Below are 18,799 nucleotides of genomic sequence, written 5' to 3'. Positions count from 1 at the left end.
ATAAACGGAACAGCCTTTAGGATGAGCAGCAAGCCGATGAATCCGGTGCACAAGATGCTATCGGCTCCTCTTTATTCAGCCATTTTAAAATCTGCTTGGAGTCTGGCATACGCTTAAGAACGGCTTGAATATGCGGCTTGTCGTCTACATTTAAGGAATAGTATACCCACTGACTTCGTCGTTCTTCTTTTACAATTCCTTGCGACTTTAATTTTCTCAAATGTTGGCTAATTGCTGGCTGCGACATATCAAAGATATCTACAAATTCGCAAACACACCATTCTCTTTCTCTTAGCAGGGAAAGCATAGCCAAGCGGGTTTTATCCCCCAGTAGCTTTAAATGATCGGCTACATAACCAAGTTGCTCCAATGTGTAACCTCCTTTCATTTATATAACTGTATGCTTATATACTAATGGAGTACGTTTTTAATATCAAGAACAATAATACTTATTCGTTCACCAATTGCATAATCCAGTCTTTTATATCAACGATTCGCAGTGTTTTGGGGCGTGTATTCGTTCTGGAAATAATTAATGGGACAAGGGAATCTTTTTCATGCAACGAACCATGAGCTCCCCCTCCGATGTGGGTGGGAGAACTTTCACCGACGAGTTCATATCCGGGTTGTACCGTGACGACAATATATCTTCCTTCATGTGAATACATTGCCCCGTGCAGCCTCGCCAAAACGTCTGGATATTTTCCATATTTGATCCGGTTGTTATTTATCGTAATATCCACAAGGTCTTCTTCGCCCGACAATGTCCACGATTGTCCATATTCATCGGTGTATTTTCCACCAGGATGATAAGAAAATAGCTTACCCTTTTTCCCCTTTGTAACATGAATATTGTTTTTACCATCTTTCATAGCGATAATGTCGAGCTTGTCCTCATTTTGTAAAAACTTCACCACATTGGATAACTCCACATCATCGTTTATGGCATAGATATAAGCCATCCGTTCATTAGCAGAAATCACGATTTGGTCATCGTTTCTTACTGGTTGATTTAATTTTGCAATGCGGTAATGATTCAAAAGCGACTTTAAATCAACCGTTGCTACCTGTCGATCATTATAAATAGCGCTTTGCGCACTGTCACCCATGACAATCCATGTCGCATTGTTTACAGCCTGTTCCCACGAACCATATGCATTCAACACAGTTTGCAGTGCTTGATCCGCTTTTTCGATTCCCTCCAGTTGAGTCGGGCCCTTTCTATGCGCCAAATTATCATTCTCTGGAAAGTATGTGATGGTTACGTCTGGGAGTTTCTTCTGACTTATTAGAAAAGCGGTATCTTTTGCGGAAAATTCGTCGTTCATCCCAAATTTTTTCCACAAAGGAGTATTCCAGCTATTTTTCGGATTCAATTGTGCCAGAGCTGCATAAGATAACCATTTAGGTCCTGTTACTATCATTTTTTCTGGCACCCTGTTGCTATTCGCTATGAAGTCAGGCACCTTTAAGGCATGTTTCGTTTTCCCTCTGAAGACAACAGCATTGATGGAAGCGGATTCTTTACCTTTGTCATCCAATTCCTCATGTATGGTTTTCGTTTTTTTGTTCAAATGAACTTGGTTTAATTGGTAAATTGCGTCTAAGAATACTTGCAGTTGGTCTATCTTCAAGGCTTCTTTGGCACCATTGCCGTAGAGAATCATGCGTTTCTTTTGGTCGCTGTACCAAACAAGTCCAGGCACATGATGTTGGTCTGCATACGTTCCCGTTAATAATGTACTGTCGATTGTCACAGACATCGTGGGAAATGAACTCACTACCTGCGGGAAATATTGCCCATGTTTCAGGAGATATTGCATTGCCGGTGCGCGGCCTGCTTGAATCGCGTCTTGCAAAGGCTTATCCATTAACGAATCAATCAAGATCACAATGACAGGTTTTTTGCTCATTTGATTTACTGTAATAGGTGGTTTCACACTCTGTTGTTTTAGTTGTTGACTGGAGTCCGCTCTACAGCCCAAGATCAACAACAATAAACTTAGCACTACTGCAATGGTAACTTTATTTTTCATGCCCATGTATGTGTCCCTTTCTTAGAAAAACTTGATCTTCTTATTTTTTTCTTGTACTTAAAATATTATTCCTGCATTGGATCATCGGGACAAAGGTATCTCATACAAGCAATTAAAGTTAGACCTCCATGAATTTTTTGGATCTAATAGGCCAAATTTAAGATCAAACCATTCAGGGAGGGAGCATAACCATGACTACGACAAACATAAACGAATACTCCATGCATTATATGGATTCCGGTGAAGGAATGGCCATCCTATTCATTCACCCTCCAGTACTCACAAGCTTAAATTTCACATACCAAATTCAAGGACTCTCGCCCCATTTTCGAACTATAGCTTTTGATATCAGAGGACACGGTAAAAGTCAGCCTTCCGAGCAAACGGTTACTTACCCTCTCATCGCCCTGGATATTAAACATTTGATGGACCGGATGAGCCTTGATAAAGTATTTCTGTGTGGATATTCTACCGGGGGCTCGATAGTACTTGAATTCCTCTTGACTTATCCAGATCGGGCATGGGGAGGCATTGTTATCAGTGGAATGTCGGAAGTAAACGAATGGCGACTAAGAAATAAAATTTCTTTGGGCATTGCTCTTTCCAAAATCGGCACAATCGGTACGATTGCCCTTTCTAATGCTTGGTCACAAACGAAACAGCTATCTTTATTCCGTAAGTTATTCAACGATGCGAAGCAGGGAAATCCCAGGAATGTCGAACAATATTATCGATACAGCTTGAAGTACAACTGCACCTCACGGCTCGGGGAAATCCATCTTCCTGTCCTGCTCGTTTATGGTGAAAAAGATAAGCACTTTCATCCCTATGCCAAAATATTGCATCAACAATTACCAAATAGTGAGCTGGTTTTCCTTAAGAAAGCTGATCATCGCCTTCCTACGAAGGCCGCCGGATTATTGAATGAACTGATCAAGCAGTTCGTAGATCGGTTCAGCCTTTAAAGCAAATCCTACAGGATAATTCCACATACATAGCTACATCCCACTCCTGTTACGTTAAGCGTCAAATAGCCCCCCCACCTGTTCAACATCCGTTGGCCATGACATGCGGCGGATGGGGTATTCCTTTCCGGACCCCGGCCGAAAGGCAGGAATCAGTACATTACATGCCGTTTTCTGCGCCATCGTTGCGCAACCTTACAAGAGTGTTAGGCAATTGTCATCTAGATCAATGGTATCAACCTAGCTGCTCCTCTATACTAATCCATTGATAGGATTATTTTTAAGGGGGAGTTGGCGTGAGGTTTTTTGAAATGCTGCTATTCTTTTCAAGTGCTTGTTTGTTGGCACTCCTGTTCATTATCAATCAACGTATCCGAAGACCAGCTTTGCTCCTGACAAGCGGAGCAGGCTCCATTTTTTTAGTGATACATTTGCTTGTCGAAGGATACAGGGTTCAGCTTTTATTTTTATACGTATTTACGATCCTGATGCTTATGCTTTCGCTTATAGACGTTTTCATAACGCAGAAAGTCGTTCGGACTGCCTCGCGAATCCGTAGGGTGCTGGGCCGCCTTTTTATCGTGATTGGGCTAATCGCAACGGCGTGCTTCCTCTATGTGTTTCCCGTATTCGACTTTCCGGCGCCAACCGGCGAGTTGAAGGTAGGCACGCAAGTCTTTCATTTCATCGATCCAAGCCGGGAGGAGACATTTGGCAAAACTGCGACAGGCAAAAGGGAATTGATGGTTCAGGTATGGTATCCGGCTCAAGCTGGCACCGACAAGTACGCTCCCTTTATTCCCGATACCCAGATTTTACGTTATATGGCCGCGGACTATGGCCTTCCCGGGTTTACTTTTCAACACCTGAAGTACGTATCCAGTCATGCTTATTCGGGGGCCGAAGTCTCTTCGGCACAGACTTCATACCCGCTGATCCTTGCGAATCCCGGCAATGGCTCTTCCAGGTTCCTCCATACGTCGCAAGCCGAAAATCTTGCGAGTCATGGATATATCGTGGCAGTGATCGACCACACCTACAATACATTTGCAACCGAGTTTCCGGACGGGCGAATCACGACCAGCACAACCAACGACTTATTCTCGCCCGCCCATGATTACCAGACGAGTAGAGGAAATCGCGACAAGTTGGGAAAAGTTTTAACCGGCGATGTGGCGTTTGCGCTGGACCAATTCGAGCTCATCCAATCGGGGCAGATTACAAGTCATCTAAAAGGGAGGATTGATCTCGGTCATGTCGGGGTGTTCGGTCATTCCATCGGCGGAGCGACGGCCTATGACGCTTCTTACGATCCCCGAATCGCGGTTGGAATAGACCTTGATGGAGGGCTTTATCGACTGCGTGACAGAGAGGGTCTGCGAAAGCCGTTTTTGTTCATCAACTCGGAAAGCTATTTCGAAAAATTAAAAATGGTGATGGATAACCGGGTCTACACGGATGCAGAGCTTAACCGTATGGGCTCAACAAGAGAGTGGGAGGATCAAGTAACGGAAGATAAAAAGTTGGAGCTTGAACGGATGCGCGAAGCGGTCAACGAAGGGGGACAAGTCCTCTATATCGAAAATACGGAGCACTTGAATTTTGCCGACGTACAGTTCATTTCTCCGATTTTCAAAATGCTGGGCATTACAGGAAAGATTGCGCCCGAAAGAGCGAACTCCGTTATCAATGCCTATATGCTGGATTTCTTCGATAGGTATCTGAAAAATCAAGGCGGAATCTTAATGAAAGGACCGGATAGCCGCTTTCCGGAGGTGAAGTTCGTAACCTCGCTATTATAAATTACGGAACAGGCTACCGATTTTGATATGCTCCCCTTCAAGTAGGCAGGTTTAATAAATAAACCGCTACTTGAAGGGGAGTTTTCCTTTGTCTAAGAAGAACGAATACAATGCGATTGAGAAACTAGCCATCATACAGGAGTTAAAAGCAGGACAGAGCAGCCGTGTGGAAGTAGCAAAAAAACATAACATCAGCGTTACCACCTTAGTGAAATGGCGACATCGCTATGAGTTGTACGGAATGGGGAAGCGAAAGCTATGAGCAAGGGGCGGTCTACCAATCATCAGGAACGAATAGACGTTGTTCTTCACTGTCTTGCCCACGATCATGACTACCGGAAGACAGCGGAACAGTCAGGTTAATCTCATGATCTCACAGCTAGGTTAGTAGTTGAAGGTGTGGAGAGTTTGACGCTTAGCCTGTTACTGTATCTTTGCCTGTATATTGACCTGCTCATCAAAGTGAAAAATAATATATAATATTTTATACCATGTAAATATACAAATTATGCTAAAGTCATATATAGTTTGGTTGGGATAGGTATGTATTCGGAAGGAGTGTAAAAATGAAATGCTAAAGCGTATTCAGAATCTTTTTGTTATCCCTAACTACCCATTGTTCATGATCTGCATGTTATTGCAAGGCATGGCTATATCCATCAGCGCACCTTTTTTAGCTGTATATTTTACAAGTACACTTGGCGTATCTGTGGGAACCTTTGGTGTGTTTACAGCGGTAACTTTGATTTGTGGCATATGGATAAGCTCTCTGATTGCCAAACGTTCTGATACCGGATTAGATCGTAAACAAATTTTGGTGATTTGTACGTTATTTAATGCCATAGCCTTTGCAGGATATCTTGTAATCCAAAATTTTTATGTACTTTTTGTTTATATGACGATCTTTACGGCCATTGGTGCTCCTGGGATGCCGCAGTTATTTGCCAGTGCACGTGAAGCAGTAGATCGCAGTAAATCTGCGGATCACGCCTTTGCTAATTCAACGCTTCGGTCTATGTTTTCTCTCGGCTTTATTACCGGGCCGCTTTTGGGTTCCTTTTTGATTGCACATACGGGCTTTAAAGGTATCTTTATGGGAACGACCTCTATTTTTGTTCTCATTGCTGTTCTTTTATTCTTTTTTATCCAGCAGCCTCCCGCTCAGCTTAAACATAAAAATCAACTTTCACTTCATAACATTACATTACATAAAAATATTGAGATTCTGATCCCTTTCTCAGTTCTTACTCTGCTCTATACGTCTCACTGGATGAATAGTTTAAATATTTCCTTGTTCATCATTCACAATTTAAAAGGTGACACGAGTGACGTTGCTCTAGTATCCAGTATTTGCGCCATTTTAGAAATACCTTTGATGCTTATGCTAGGCGTACTAGCAGCTAAATACTCCAACCGTTTGCTTGTATTTTTAGGGGCATTAACAGGAGTTGTCTATTATATCCTTGTCCTTATGTCTACGGAGATGTGGCAGCTATTCGTGGGGCAACTTCTTCTAGCCTTCTTTGTTGCAGTGATTTCTGCCATTGGCATTAGTTACATGCAGGATTTGTTGCCCTCTCTTCCAGGGTACGCATCGACGCTATATTCCAATGCGACAACTATCGGAAGACTGGTGGGGAGCTTAATGGGCGGATTAACCGCTCAATGGATGGGTTACCGAAACACCTATTGGGTATGTTTGGCCCTAATCATCTGCTCCCTGGGTCTCCTGGCAATTTCGAAGAAATTAGAGTTTGAAAAATCTGCTGCTTTAAAAGAAAGGAATCACAGTATATAGACTGCGCTTATTTTTCTATGGTGGAGAAATGACTCATAATTGTATCTGCCGCATGTCTATACCCACCAGCCTGACGTAATGATTCGCCGATCACATAAGCCTGTTCTTTATAGGTTGGATGACTCAATACCTCTAATAAGGCTACTCTCAAACTAGCGGGTGTAAGCTTATTTTTATCCACAACAACACCCGCTCCCAGTTCCTGCACCCGACTGGCTACGATTGGCTGATCCGATGTTAAAGGAATCATGACCTGCGGTACATTGTAATATAAGGCTTCACTTGTACTGTTCATCCCCGCATGTGTAACAAAAGCATCCACATGCTGAAGCATTTCCAATTGCGGAATATAAGGCTTGATTATAAAATTGTCAGGGATACACGGGGCCAATGGCTCCATGTCTGTATAATTGCCTGAAGACAGCACAAACTGCACAGGCAAATCGCGAAATGCTGCAAAACAAAGCTTATAAAATTCCAAGTCTTTATTCAAAATAGTACCCATCGAAATGTAAACCGCCTGTGGATGCAGAACACGAAGTTGTTCGAACGGGAAAGATGGAGCATCTTTACGCGGTACAATAGAAGGACCTGTAAAAATAAAACTGTGATCCAGTTTTTCAGCTTGCGGTTGAAAATAGCGGCTTGTATAAACGATTCTTAAGCGCCCGCCATGAGGAGCAATCTTTTCTATAGCTGGAGCCTCAACCTGAAGTTCATTAGCTAGTTGATGCGTTATTTGCATCGTAGCCGTGTACAACTTCTTTACCTCCGGATCATTGTCATTCATGCCTTGCCCCGATCCCAATGGCTCTACGAAAGCAAAAGAAGCGATAGAGCACACAGCAGGGATTCCTAGCTTCTCAGCAATAATCGTGCCTCCCCAGCCCATCAAAGAATCATAGATTAAATAATCATAGGTTCTGTTTTCAATAACTCTCAAAACCTCTGGAATAATCGGAAGAATCATACCTTTTACCATCATGTACACAAATTGATAATGATGTTTGTATTCTGCTGGCTTTAAATCAGAGTCTTTAGAAAAAGCATCATCAACAAAAGGGTAGGTTATCATCTGTGCTCCTGTCTGTTGAATTCTCGTACGATATTCTTCCGTACACACATAGTCAACATACTCCCCACTGTCTACCAACCTTTTCACTAATCCTAATGTCGGATTAACATGGCCTTCAGCAGGCGTGATCACTACTAACACACGTGCCATACCTTACACCTCCAAATCAATAATAAATTACAATTTGAAATAAATGCACTTTTAACATAGCAAACATTTACCATATAAACAAGTTTCTTCAATGCCGAAAATTAAGTATGTATCCTCTACTCAAACTATAGAAATAAGCGAGGCTGAACGCTAGAAGCGCTTGCCCCGCTTAACCATTGAACATCAAATTTAAAGACGCCAATCCCAATGATCTGTCCCGCTCAGAACAGCTTCAACGGTGTACTGGCTTGCTTCATCGGCGGTAAGCTGTTTGGCCCAAGGTACACGCCCGCTACTTTCTGCACCTGGCCCAAAGTTGTCAAACTCTCCAAATCTTGCGGTCTGCTCATTGGATTCCTTGCCCCAATTATTCCAGCCGCCCGGCTTGATATGTTCATCCATATAGGTCTTCAAAAAAGTAACATGAGCGTAAGGGCGCCATGGCCGTCCGAGATCCACCTTGCCTGTCAAACCACTTTCTGTTGTCAGACGACATTGAATAAATACAAAGCCCGGCTTGTTCTCTTCTGTTGAAGCTGCTGTCACATATCCAGCACGCAGGCTGTGTATGATCGAATTATCAAACACGGCAGGTGCATTGCCAAATATAAAATCTACACTGCCACTGATGTAGCTGTCCTTGAAATACTGTCTGCCACGGTTCACAAGCAACGTATCCTGTAGGCCAGTAATTTTGACATTGTGATACTTACCACGATCGCCTTCGGCATATAACGCTACAGCCTGCACCTGCCCGGTTCCTTCTGTATTGGCAACCGTGACATTCTCCAACACAAAATCGGGACTTTGCACACGCATTGTATAGCTGTTGCTTGTTCCTAATTCTTTTCCGTCCACCACGGTTTTGGCCGTATCATCAAAAGAAATGATCGTTTTGTCGCGATCTTCTCCGATAATGCTCAGATTTTTTTTGGAGGAATTCACCTTTATTTTTTCACGATACGTACCATTTTTGAGATGGATAACTGTCCTTGTGTTGCTGTCGTCAGGGACTGCGTCAATCGCTGCCTGAAGAGATCTAAAGTCAGCAGGGCCATAGGTCGCTACCACCACACTAGTGGGATGAGTCCCTCCTGAGTCTGTCAGGTTGCGGATGGTGACATTGCTGAATTCCGACGTATTGTAATTCCATACATCGTTTTGTTGTTTGGATGCATCGGTAGCCAACCCGATCAATAGCGGCTGATTATTCGGCACATCTATAACAGTTTCACCAACCTTCTCCCAGTTCGTCACACCATCTGCGGATACCCAGCCGGTAACCTTTTGTCCTTGTCGTACCAGACGAACCGAATATGGCGTTGCAATAAAAGTCTCCATTGAAGCACGTTTCGTCTTACCATCCGTTTGATCACGACTGATAAGAATACCCTGTTTGCCATATTTAACAAATGCTAAAGACATAAAAGCCATTTTTGATCCAGGCTTCAGCGATTCACGAATCATTACACCCGCTTCGGCATTATCATCCACCGGGGTAATTTGTTCCACACGGGCTGTAATTTCAGTGTCACCTTCCCATTTTTGATAAGCATAATGGAAAATATCTGCCTTACCGTCAACGTCTCCCGCTGACTTCAGTCTTATACTGCTGCCGCTTGCATCTTCTTTTAAGACCTGAGTATGCCCTTTTATATAACCATCGTTGCCCTCAGAGCCAATTTCTTCGCTGAGCCAACTTCCCGATGGCGCAGTCGTATTGACGTGAATGGTAACAGGATTGGAAAATGCAGCAGTCCCCTTGCGGTCGGTCACCCGTACAATAATATTATGGGTACCGTCTGTTACATGATTCCAATCGAGATGATAAGGCGCGGTCTCTACTTTACCAACAAGTTTGCCGTCAATGATAAATTCAACATGAGCAATACCATCTTTGTCCTTGGCTGTTGCTGTTATGGTCGCATCACTGCCTGCTTCTAAAATATCGTTATGCTTTAGTGAACGTCCGTTTGCATCCGACACCTGAACGACGGCCTCTGGATTATCCACCTCATTTCCATTCGACAGCTTCTCAATAAGATCATTTAAATAGACCTCCAAATTGGTATATCCCTTGACAAAATGAGTATACGTCCCTGTGCCGGCAAGCCCCTGACCGTTACGGTCATCTGCATTTTTGGGGTCCAGCCCATGGGCACGTTCCCATTCATCCGGCATTCCATCATGGTCACTGTCAGAAAGCTCCGTCGTCGTTACGTTAGAATCGTCGTAAATCCACCCTGCTTCACGCGGAGAGTTAATAAATGCACCCGTTCCATTCTTCACATCATTCATAATTCGGGCGTCCACCGCATCTCTTCTTGGCAGCGTGGCTCCTGAGCTGGCAAGCACCTCCGTATATGCGGTTTGTGCATCTGTCGCTTGATATGGACCATACGCATCCGGTGAAATTCCGTTGTCGTATTCCCCTCTGACTTCAATCGGCTCCGCCAAACGGGTGGAAGGATCAATAATTGACCCAATGGATGTGCCAAGCTGCCAGTTGTCTTTCGTAACCGAGTCATTGCCGTACATGTAGTTACCACCAATAAAGATGCGTGTTTTATATTTTTTACTACCTACGTCTACAAAAATTTGACCGCGAACGTCCTCATATGTGTTGGGGCCATACTTATAATAGTTATTCAGCACATTATACGATCCTTCACCGCCACCGTATGAAGAGAAAAATCCCCAGTTATAAATGACATTATTGGTCATTTCCACAGCGTCGATTTGTTTTTTATCGGTTGGAAAACGCGGATTACGACTTGCATTGTGAGCCAACAAATTATGATGATAGGTGGAGTTTCGCCCGCCCCATATGCCGCCATAGCCGTGGCGACCTTTCTGATGCGTGGTCATTAGCATACTTTCGGACGCAATGGACCATTGTACCGTTGTATTGACGTTGTCATACAGGCTCAGTACCTCATCCACCGACCAGCTAAAGGAACAGTGATCAATCATTATGTTTTTATGGTATCTGGCTCCTAACGCGTCATCCTCACTGGGGTATCGGTCGGTCAATCGGAAACGCAGGTAACGGAGAATGACGTTATCTGCATCAATCCCTGCTGTGTAATCGCTTACAGTTATACCATCGCCAGGAGCTGTCTGACCCGCAACCGTCAGGTTGTTTCCCAAGATTTTAAGTGGCTCCTTGAGATGAATCGTTCCACCCACCCGGAATACGACCGTCCGATTATCGGAGCTGACCGCTGCACGAAGAGATCCGGGTATTATCTGTTCCCCTTTGCCGTAGTCTGCCAGCGTGGTAACCTCATACACTTCACCTCCGCGTCCACCGGTAACATATTTACCGCCACCCTCAGCCCCTGGAAAAGCCGGAATATCCGTCGCCACTTTTGACACCTTTGCGTTCTCTGTTCCTACCGCAGTCTCCGCTTGGATTAGTGGTGGGCACAAGGTCAACAACAATGAACCCACAACCACATTACATAGCACCTTTTTCCATGTACGCTGCTTGCTCATATTCTGTTTCCTCCCTAAGATTTTCTTCCACATCAGCGCATATTTTTATAAAAACACGATCCGAGACGTTCAGAAGCGCCTTCACCTCCTTTCATCAATCTTTTCTGCTTTTATCATTGGCAGGTTGTCATATATACTGGTGGTATATGAATGCGCTTACTTATCTTAATTTGTAAAGGAAGAAGCACATGAATGAAATGAAAGAAGATAAATATGTCATTGGCGAACAACAATTCTCCATTCATCACATCTATCGTACCGGTTTCACGGTTATGCCCCGGCCTCATGTCCACGAGAACTATGAGCTGTATCTCTTACTGCGAGGAGAACGCATCTATTTTATGAATGGCAAGGTATACACCGCTCGCAAGGGGGATCTGATATTCATCCTTCCTCATGACTTGCACTCTACTGCCAGTACGCAATTGCAGGAAACAGAGCGCATTTTGATTCATTTTTCTCCGACGTTTCTCCCACAGCAGGATCATGACATTCTTGACCTGCCGCCGTATCAGCAATCCTCGCTACTTCGCTTACCTGCGAGAGAGCAAGTGGAGGTTGAACGTTTATTCCTACAGATGAATACCGAATGCAGGAATAAGCAGCCTCTGCATGACCGTTGTGTACAGCATTTACTGCTGGAAATGCTTATCCTGGTACACCGATCGGAAGCGATCGAGCGAAGTGAACCTGTTTCCTCTCATCCCATGCATCAGAAAATCACGGAAATTTCTTCTTTTATTCAGGATCATTACAATGAACCGTTAACTCTCGAACAAGTGGCCGCGTGCTTTTTCATCAGTCCAGCTTACCTAAGCCGTATCTTTCTAAAGTTGACTGGTTTTCATTTCAGCGAATACATCCGCGTAGTGAGGGTCAGGGCGGCCCAAACCAGACTTCGAACCACCAAAGACAAAATCCAGCATATTGCAGAGGATGTCGGGTTCGGTCATGCTTCCCACTTTAATAAAATCTTTAAAAAAATAACCGGGCTCTCTCCTCTTCAGTACCGCAAGCAGGTTCGGTAGATATTCAGTGTAAAGAATTAGACGCCGACTTTATACATCCGCTCTTGTCTTGTTTTTCCATTTTTATATCCACTTGCTCTTTCATGGAACTAAAGACAAGCCGCTTTGGAATAAGTAAAATGCACAAAAAAACCATACTTCGCTGCAATGCATGCAACAAAGTATGGCTATTCCATAGTCATTTTACATCTTTAAAATTATATAAATTACTCTTTCTATGGCCTTATCGCAATGCTTTAATATCCTGAATCAGCATTGCAACATTCTCTTTCTTTGTAGCCCAACTGGTACAGAATCGAACAGCACTATGTGCATCATCAACCTTTTCCCAAAAGGAATAAGTATATTTTTCACTCAATGCCTTTAGTATACGATCTGGTAAAATCGGAAACTGCTGATTGGTTGTAGAACGGTATTGAAAAGAAAAACCTTGCTCAGATAATCCGTTTTGAAGCAGCATTGCCATATCTATAGCGTGTTTGGAAATTTCAACGTATAAACCGTCTTCAAACAAAGTTTCGAATTGAATGCCCAACATTCTTCCCTTAGCCAGCAGTCCTCCTTTTTGCTTGATCATATATCGAAAATCTTTTTTCAATGTATCATTTAGAATGACTACTGCTTCTCCCATCAAGGCTCCAATTTTGGTCCCACCAATATAAAATACATCGCATAGCTTCGCTATATCTGCTAAAGATACATCGCTATCTTCGGCGACCAAGCCATAGCCTAATCGGGCTCCATCTATAAACAGTGGTAAACCACACTCTTGACAGACTCTACTTAATGCCTCCAGCTCTGATTTGCTATAAATCGTTCCATTCTCAGTAGGTTGGGAAATATAAACCATCCCGGGCTGTACACTATGCTCAGGAGCGGCATCATTCCAGTGAGCGTCATACAGCTCCTTTACCTGCTCGGCCCGGATTTTCCCATCATCACTTGGCAAAGTAAGTACTTTATGCCCAGTAGCTTCAATCGCTCCGGTCTCATGTACGGCAATATGTCCAGAAACTGCCGCAACGACGCCTTGATGCGGACGCAGAATAGAAGAAATGACGGTGGTATTGGTCTGTGTACCTCCAACCAAAAAGTGTACATCCGCATTTGGGGAGTCACATGCTTTTTTAATATATGCTCTGGCTTTTTCACAATGATCGTCGACACCATAACCTGGAGTTTGTTCATCATTAGTCTCCAGTAGTCGCTTTAATATGCGCTCATGAGCACCTTCGGTATAGTCGCATTCAAATCGTATCATTCTGTATCCTCTCCAAATTGTCCAATTTCTTCTGAATTAACAACATAGAAGCATGTAATTCCTTAATCTCTTCTTCTGAAAGTCCTTGAACTAATTTTAGAATTTGTTCATCAGACCTTTCATTCAGTTGGTTGTAGAATGCTTTTCCTTTAGGAGTCAAACGAATCAGATTTGTTCTATTATCCAACGTTGAATTTTCCTTAACAAGAAAGCCCTCTTTGCAAAATTTAGCAATGATTCTACTCATATAGCTGCGATCAATTTTAAGAGATTCGACTAGAGTATTCGCAATACATGGCTCGATCAACCCGATCTCTATAATGACACGGGCCTCAGTAAAGGAATATCCGCTATCCAGCACATGTCTATCTAAAACACCCAGTATATTCGTATAGAATCGATTAAAACGCCTCATATCCGCTATCATATTAGCATCTATATTGATCATAACTCCCCCAATTTAGTGGACTTTTGCAACAATTATAGTAATGATTTTTGTGGACTCTGTCAATGAAATAATAATCAATATCGACAAAAGAAAAAATCGTACATTAAGACACTCGTCTAATGCACGATTTCATAGTAATAAGAAAATAATGAAGTATATTCTTTTCTATATTTACCTACAAGGTCACTGAGCTATCGTTATTTATAGCCTTTTCCTTCTTATGCTTCCGTTTCAGCTTCAGATGAGCTACGACCATATACAGCGTCGGAACTACAAACAAAGTTAAAATAGTTGAAAAAATCAGTCCGAATATAATGGTCGTTGCCAACGGTTTGAACAAGATCTCACCTATTGTGGCAATAGGGATCATACCCACAATCGCAGTTAGCGAAGTAAGCAAGATCGGACGGAAACGGGCAGAGCATGCCATTAGAATGGCGTCTGTTAAATCAGCGCCTTCACGCCGCGCATCTTCAATAAACTCTATCAGCACGATACCGTTACGCACTACGATACCAGCAAGTGAAATGATACCCATAATACTCATGAATCCAATTGGCATCCCTGAAATAAAACTTCCAAGGATTCCCCCTGCCGCTGCCAGATAAACAGTGGTCATAATAATGAGCGGTGTGGAAACCGAGTAAAACTGCATGGTGATTAAGAGGAGAATAAGAAAAATAACAATCACAGCTAATTTGCCCAAATCCTTAAACATATCAGACTGCGTGGATGTTTCCCCCCCCATCTCCCAGGTGTAGCCTGGTTCAAACTGGGTATTTGTAAGTTTGCTACGGATGTCATTAGTGAGTTCTGTAGCCGTACGCCCATTTCCATTGGCTGAGATCGTTACCGTCCGTTCCAGATCATAGCGGTGGATTTGTTGAATGGAAAAGTCCGGTTTCATCGTGGCTAATTGGGATAAGGGGATTTGTTCCCTTGCCGCATTGTTCACACTTAATTGTTGGAACAATACCTCAGGATCATGGTTTGGTTTGTTCATATATACATTTATATCAAGCAATTCCTTACCCGTATCAAAATCCGTTACATTCACACCGTCACCCATTAATAGCAAGGTACGTGTTAAATCGGAATAGCTAACCTGATATTTATCCAAGGCTTGCTGATTGATTTGGAAATTCAGATTATAGCTTTGCATACCCATATTATCGGTCACATCTACAGCTCCGGGGGTTCCCGCAACAATTTCTTTGACTTTAGTTGTCATGTTTTGCAGCTTATCAATGTCTTCTCCTTTAATACGGATAGACACCGCACTGCCGACCGGAATACCTAATTGGGGAACACGAATGCTGATTAATGCAGATGGATATTTAGCTTGTAGCGTATGGGTCCAGTTATCCACTGTTTTTTTGAGATCAAATAGCCCCTCTTTTCCAACGACAGCAATTTGGCCGTTTACCGCTCCCCCAGAGCCGTGACCACCTGCAACATCGCTGTACAGCTGAGGCGCTCCTCCACCTGCTGTTGCCGCCAGCCGCTCTGTTTCTGGCTGTTTTTTGACCCACATGCCAATCTCGTTAATAACCTGATTGGTTGCCTGCAACGATGTTCCTTCTGGCATCGTTACACTGATCGTGGCATCCGCTTGATCGGAATCCGGAAATAATTCAATAGGAACAACAGCAAGTAGTCCATAAGCTGCTGTACCCATCATAAGACCAATAAGCGCTGTTAAAAGTGGGCGTCGCAGTATTCTTGGCATCCAGTTTTTAGAGTACACATTGGATAAAGACTGTATTTGATTCCCCAGAAGTCCAGGTGGCTTAACTGTCTTACTACTCTCTTTTCCTTTACGACGTTGATCATACCATTGACGGAAAATAGGAATGATCGTTAGCGACATAATCATGGACGCCAGCATCGTTAACGAAATAACGGTAGGTATCGGTTTAATAAAGTCTCCAATGGTGCCCGGCAGGAATAAAAGCGGGGCAAATGCTGCAACCGTAGCTAGCGTAGCTGTAATGATTGATAAGGATACCTCTTTCGTTCCTTTAATGGCTGCCTCCGTAGCATCTTCCCCAAATTCAGTGCGTCGGCGTTCAATATTGTCATTGACCACGACGGCATCATCAACCAATATCCCTAGCACGATGATTAATCCGATGACTGAAATTTGATTCAGCGTGATTCCTGTTGTGGGTAAGAAAATAAAGCCGATGGCGATGGAAACAGGAATGGCCAAGGCCACAAATGCAGAAGTCAGCAAATTTAAACCTAATGTACATATAACAATGACCGATATAATAGCGATGATCATCTCTTTGGTCAGGTTTCCAAACATTTCATCTACTCGATCATTTTGCGCAAAAAGTAGTTCAAAATGTACATTCTTCGGCAAACTGCTCACAAGTTCATTGATTTTGGTTGTAGTCGCCTTAGATACCGTTGGCACGTCTGTGCCTGTATCTCCACTCACACTGATCGAAATAGCAGGCTTGTTATTCACATACGTATAACTAGCTGCTTTTTTAAAAACAAGTGAGGCTGTCCCTACATCTTTCAGAGATATCGGGAATCCATCGTCATTGCTTGAAATCTGGACGTTATTTAGAATGGATGGATCGGTAGAGGCATTTACCGTCAGTTGATAAGTACGCTCATTGAAATCCATGCTTCCTGTAGGAACTCTTTCATTCTCATTCTTGATTGCTTGAACAACCTGCTCCCAGGAGATGTTATATTGTTGCATCTTTTGTGTGTCTAAACTGATTCGTACTTCTTGATCTGGTATTCCTTGAATATTAACTTGCGAAACACCCGAGACCGTTTTTAATTGATCTTTCCATTTGTTCATCAATTCATTCAACGAGTATAAATTCTCAATTTTATCAGAAGTAATCGCATATGAACCAATGAAAGAGCTTGTCATGCTATCATTGATAACCGGCTGCATCGCATCATCTGGAAGCTCGGACTGGGCATCCTGTACCTTTGTACGAAGATCAGCCCATACCTTTGTCGGGTCTGCATCTTCTAAAGCTTCTACAGTTATACTGGATTGGCCTTTAGATGAAGTGGAAGAAATCGTTTTGACACCTTGTACGGCTTTAATTTTCTGTTCCATGACCTTAGTAATGGTTTGCTCGATTCTTTCGGGTGAGGCGCCCGGATAGATGGTTGTAACACTGGCTGACAAAGGAATAACATCGGGCTGCTCTTGTTTAGGTAACGATGTAAAATTGTAGAGCCCTAGCACAATGCACATGCCAAAGAAAATGAGTGTAATTTTCTGCTTTTTAACGATATATTTAATCATTCGGACGACTCCTCCGATTTCCCAAGTACATCACTCCCAAGTACATCACCATTAAATAAGGTTCCTGCTCCTTGCGTAACGATTTGCTCGCCTGCCTGTAGCCCAGAGACCACTTCGAGCTGATTATTAGTCACTTTTCCCAGTTTAATCGGTGTTTTGACGGCTTTTCCGTTTACAGCTTTAAAGACATAAGGATCATTTCCCGTACTAATTACGGCCTCCACGGGCACTAAAAGCGCTTCGCTTTGATTCATGCTTTTAGATGCGCTTATGACTTGACCAGGTTTCCAATTCAGTTCAGGATTGGGAATGCTAACTTCCACATTGATGCTTCCCGTTTTGGAATTAGTCGATGGATAGATCTGAGTAACGGTCCCTGTTCTAATTTCATCATAGAGAGAGATATTTACTTTTTGGTTTTTCTTCCACGATAAGATTTCACTGTCCGGTACGGGGAGGAGTACTTTTAAAGTCTTGATATTTCCGACAACAAATGCCTCACTCCCGCTGGAGCTCAGTTGGCCATCAGATATCTTTTTTTCAATCACAACACCCGTGATCGGGGAAGTTAAAGTTGCCTTTTTCAATGACAAGGATGACTGTTCATAAGCAGCCAATGCATCCTCATAGGTAGCCTGCGCCTGAGCTTTACTGGCTAGCCCTTGTTGTATAGTAGCCCTAGCCGATTCCAGCCCTGCCCTGGCCTGATCTACCCCAGCCGAAGCTTGGGCACGCTGTTCCTGGGATGCCCCTGCAAGCAAAAGAGACAATTTCTCTTGCGCATCACTTAAGCTTTTTTGTGCGTTTGCTAATTCCAGCTGCGCATTCTCATTTTCCGTTAATGATACTGCACCTGCCTGGAATAGACTTTGGGACCGTGCGGCATCCGCTTTCTTCTTGTTATAATTATTAGTTGCTACAGTAACCGCATTTTGAGACTGTGCAATCTCCTGCTTTTTGGCGCCATTGTTCAATTCCTGCAATTTGGATTGGGCCGCGTTGACCTGGGATTGTGAACTATGAATGCCGGCCTGGGCCGATTGGACAGTAGCCTCCGCTTGGCTAACACCAGCCTTTGCCTTTTCCATGGTTGCCTTTGCCCGATCCAGCTGTAACTGGTAAGCAGATGTATCTAGCTTCGCAAGGACACTTCCTTTTTCTACTGAATCCCCAACCTCGACCATGGTGTTCAATATACGTCCATCCGCTTCAAAGGAAACATTGGCCTCATTACTTGCCTGCAAGGTTCCCGCCAAATTAAAATCATTGGCCAAAGGTTTCATTGCAAGTTTCTCAATTTTTACCGGGTGACTGGCTTCTGTTACAGAGTTCTCCGATGCACTGGAGCAACCGGAAGCTACTAAGGCTAATGCAACCCCTGCAATCATTATCCTGATTTCTTTTCTCTTCAACTAATGTCATCCTCTCTGATTCTCTCTTCTAAAGGTGCTA

14 protein-coding genes are annotated in these 18,799 nt (G+C 43.3%); 5 read left to right on the top strand and 9 right to left on the bottom strand.

The features are described from left to right. Window positions 1-16 precede the first annotated feature (16 nt). Complete coding sequence (locus G9G54_RS19465) at window positions 17-370, bottom strand: ArsR/SmtB family transcription factor (protein WP_165179271.1); 354 nt, start codon at window positions 368-370, stop codon at window positions 17-19. A 79-nt stretch (window positions 371-449) separates the two neighbouring features. Continuing rightward, entirely contained in the window at window positions 450-2,042 is a 1,593-nt protein-coding gene (locus tag G9G54_RS19460; RefSeq protein WP_165179270.1) for an alkaline phosphatase family protein, read from the bottom strand. A 185-nt stretch (window positions 2,043-2,227) separates the two neighbouring features. On the opposite strand from G9G54_RS19460, the gene G9G54_RS19455 reads away from it, so the two are divergent. Then, window positions 2,228-3,001, top strand: a complete 774-nt coding sequence (locus tag G9G54_RS19455; RefSeq protein WP_069290455.1) for an alpha/beta fold hydrolase — start codon at window positions 2,228-2,230, stop codon at window positions 2,999-3,001. 54 nt (window positions 3,002-3,055) lie between these two features. Here G9G54_RS19455 and G9G54_RS26065 read toward each other — a convergent pair whose 3' ends face one another. After that, a complete protein-coding gene (locus tag G9G54_RS26065) occupies window positions 3,056-3,184 on the bottom strand; it encodes a hypothetical protein (RefSeq protein ID WP_274597351.1) in 129 nt (42 codons plus the stop codon). 113 nt (window positions 3,185-3,297) lie between these two features. Between G9G54_RS26065 and G9G54_RS19450 the strand changes: the two genes are divergently transcribed. The 3 genes from G9G54_RS19450 (at window position 3,298) to G9G54_RS19440 (ending at window position 6,601) form a co-directional block, all read left to right on the top strand. Further along, window positions 3,298-4,803, top strand: coding sequence for an alpha/beta hydrolase family protein (locus tag G9G54_RS19450; protein ID WP_165179269.1), 1,506 nt, complete (start codon window positions 3,298-3,300; stop codon window positions 4,801-4,803). Between the two features lie 88 nt (window positions 4,804-4,891). After that, window positions 4,892-5,065 (top strand): helix-turn-helix domain-containing protein, encoded by a 174-nt coding sequence (locus G9G54_RS19445; RefSeq protein WP_231109398.1) that lies wholly within the window; start codon window positions 4,892-4,894, stop codon window positions 5,063-5,065. Between the two features lie 309 nt (window positions 5,066-5,374). Further along, window positions 5,375-6,601, top strand: coding sequence for a sugar efflux transporter (locus tag G9G54_RS19440; protein ID WP_165179268.1), 1,227 nt, complete (start codon window positions 5,375-5,377; stop codon window positions 6,599-6,601). 7 nt (window positions 6,602-6,608) lie between these two features. Here G9G54_RS19440 and G9G54_RS19435 read toward each other — a convergent pair whose 3' ends face one another. Together G9G54_RS19435 and G9G54_RS19430 are read right to left on the bottom strand one after the other, a co-directional pair. Then, complete coding sequence (locus G9G54_RS19435) at window positions 6,609-7,826, bottom strand: macrolide family glycosyltransferase (protein ID WP_165179267.1); 1,218 nt, start codon at window positions 7,824-7,826, stop codon at window positions 6,609-6,611. A gap of 189 nt (window positions 7,827-8,015) precedes the next feature. Continuing rightward, a complete protein-coding gene (locus tag G9G54_RS19430) occupies window positions 8,016-11,324 on the bottom strand; it encodes a pectinesterase family protein (protein WP_165179266.1) in 3,309 nt (1,102 codons plus the stop codon). Between the two features lie 188 nt (window positions 11,325-11,512). On the opposite strand from G9G54_RS19430, the gene G9G54_RS19425 reads away from it, so the two are divergent. Beyond that, window positions 11,513-12,352, top strand: coding sequence for a helix-turn-helix transcriptional regulator (locus G9G54_RS19425; protein ID WP_165179265.1), 840 nt, complete (start codon window positions 11,513-11,515; stop codon window positions 12,350-12,352). Between the two features lie 223 nt (window positions 12,353-12,575). Here G9G54_RS19425 and G9G54_RS19420 read toward each other — a convergent pair whose 3' ends face one another. The 4 genes from G9G54_RS19420 to G9G54_RS19405 form a co-directional block, all read right to left on the bottom strand. Then, window positions 12,576-13,613, bottom strand: coding sequence for a threonine aldolase family protein (locus G9G54_RS19420; protein WP_165179264.1), 1,038 nt, complete (start codon window positions 13,611-13,613; stop codon window positions 12,576-12,578). Further along, window positions 13,600-14,061, bottom strand: a complete 462-nt coding sequence (locus G9G54_RS19415) for a MarR family winged helix-turn-helix transcriptional regulator (RefSeq protein WP_103048335.1) — start codon at window positions 14,059-14,061, stop codon at window positions 13,600-13,602. The genes G9G54_RS19420 and G9G54_RS19415 overlap by 14 nt, the downstream gene beginning before the upstream one ends. A gap of 175 nt (window positions 14,062-14,236) precedes the next feature. Then, window positions 14,237-17,347 (bottom strand): efflux RND transporter permease subunit, encoded by a 3,111-nt coding sequence (locus G9G54_RS19410; protein ID WP_165179263.1) that lies wholly within the window; start codon window positions 17,345-17,347, stop codon window positions 14,237-14,239. Further along, window positions 17,344-18,735: an efflux RND transporter periplasmic adaptor subunit gene (locus tag G9G54_RS19405; RefSeq protein ID WP_165179383.1), complete on the bottom strand. Its 1,392-nt coding sequence runs from the start codon at window positions 18,733-18,735 to the stop codon at window positions 17,344-17,346. The genes G9G54_RS19410 and G9G54_RS19405 overlap by 4 nt, the downstream gene beginning before the upstream one ends. Window positions 18,736-18,799: the final 64 nt, after the last annotated feature.

This window comes from Paenibacillus sp. EKM212P (genome assembly GCF_011066115.1).
In the GTDB taxonomy this organism is placed as follows: Bacteria; Bacillota; Bacilli; order Paenibacillales; family Paenibacillaceae; genus Paenibacillus; species Paenibacillus polymyxa_B.
Note: the sequence above shows the minus strand (reverse complement) of the source record. Positions and strands in the feature narration are given on the sequence as shown.

Coding starts and splice junctions, on each gene's coding strand:
- G9G54_RS19460 (WP_165179270.1), bottom strand. CDS start 2,042: ATGGGCATGAAAAATAAAGTTACCATTGCAGTAGTGCTAAGTTTATTG.
- G9G54_RS19455 (WP_069290455.1), top strand. CDS start 2,228: ATGACTACGACAAACATAAACGAATACTCCATGCATTATATGGATTCC.
- G9G54_RS26065 (WP_274597351.1), bottom strand. CDS start 3,184: ATGGCGCAGAAAACGGCATGTAATGTACTGATTCCTGCCTTTCGGCCG.
- G9G54_RS19440 (WP_165179268.1), top strand. CDS start 5,375: ATGCTAAAGCGTATTCAGAATCTTTTTGTTATCCCTAACTACCCATTG.
- G9G54_RS19435 (WP_165179267.1), bottom strand. CDS start 7,826: ATGGCACGTGTGTTAGTAGTGATCACGCCTGCTGAAGGCCATGTTAAT.
- G9G54_RS19430 (WP_165179266.1), bottom strand. CDS start 11,324: ATGAGCAAGCAGCGTACATGGAAAAAGGTGCTATGTAATGTGGTTGTG.
- G9G54_RS19425 (WP_165179265.1), top strand. CDS start 11,513: ATGAATGAAATGAAAGAAGATAAATATGTCATTGGCGAACAACAATTC.
- G9G54_RS19420 (WP_165179264.1), bottom strand. CDS start 13,613: ATGATACGATTTGAATGCGACTATACCGAAGGTGCTCATGAGCGCATA.
- G9G54_RS19415 (WP_103048335.1), bottom strand. CDS start 14,061: ATGATCAATATAGATGCTAATATGATAGCGGATATGAGGCGTTTTAAT.
- G9G54_RS19410 (WP_165179263.1), bottom strand. CDS start 17,347: ATGATTAAATATATCGTTAAAAAGCAGAAAATTACACTCATTTTCTTT.
- G9G54_RS19405 (WP_165179383.1), bottom strand. CDS start 18,735: ATGATTGCAGGGGTTGCATTAGCCTTAGTAGCTTCCGGTTGCTCCAGT.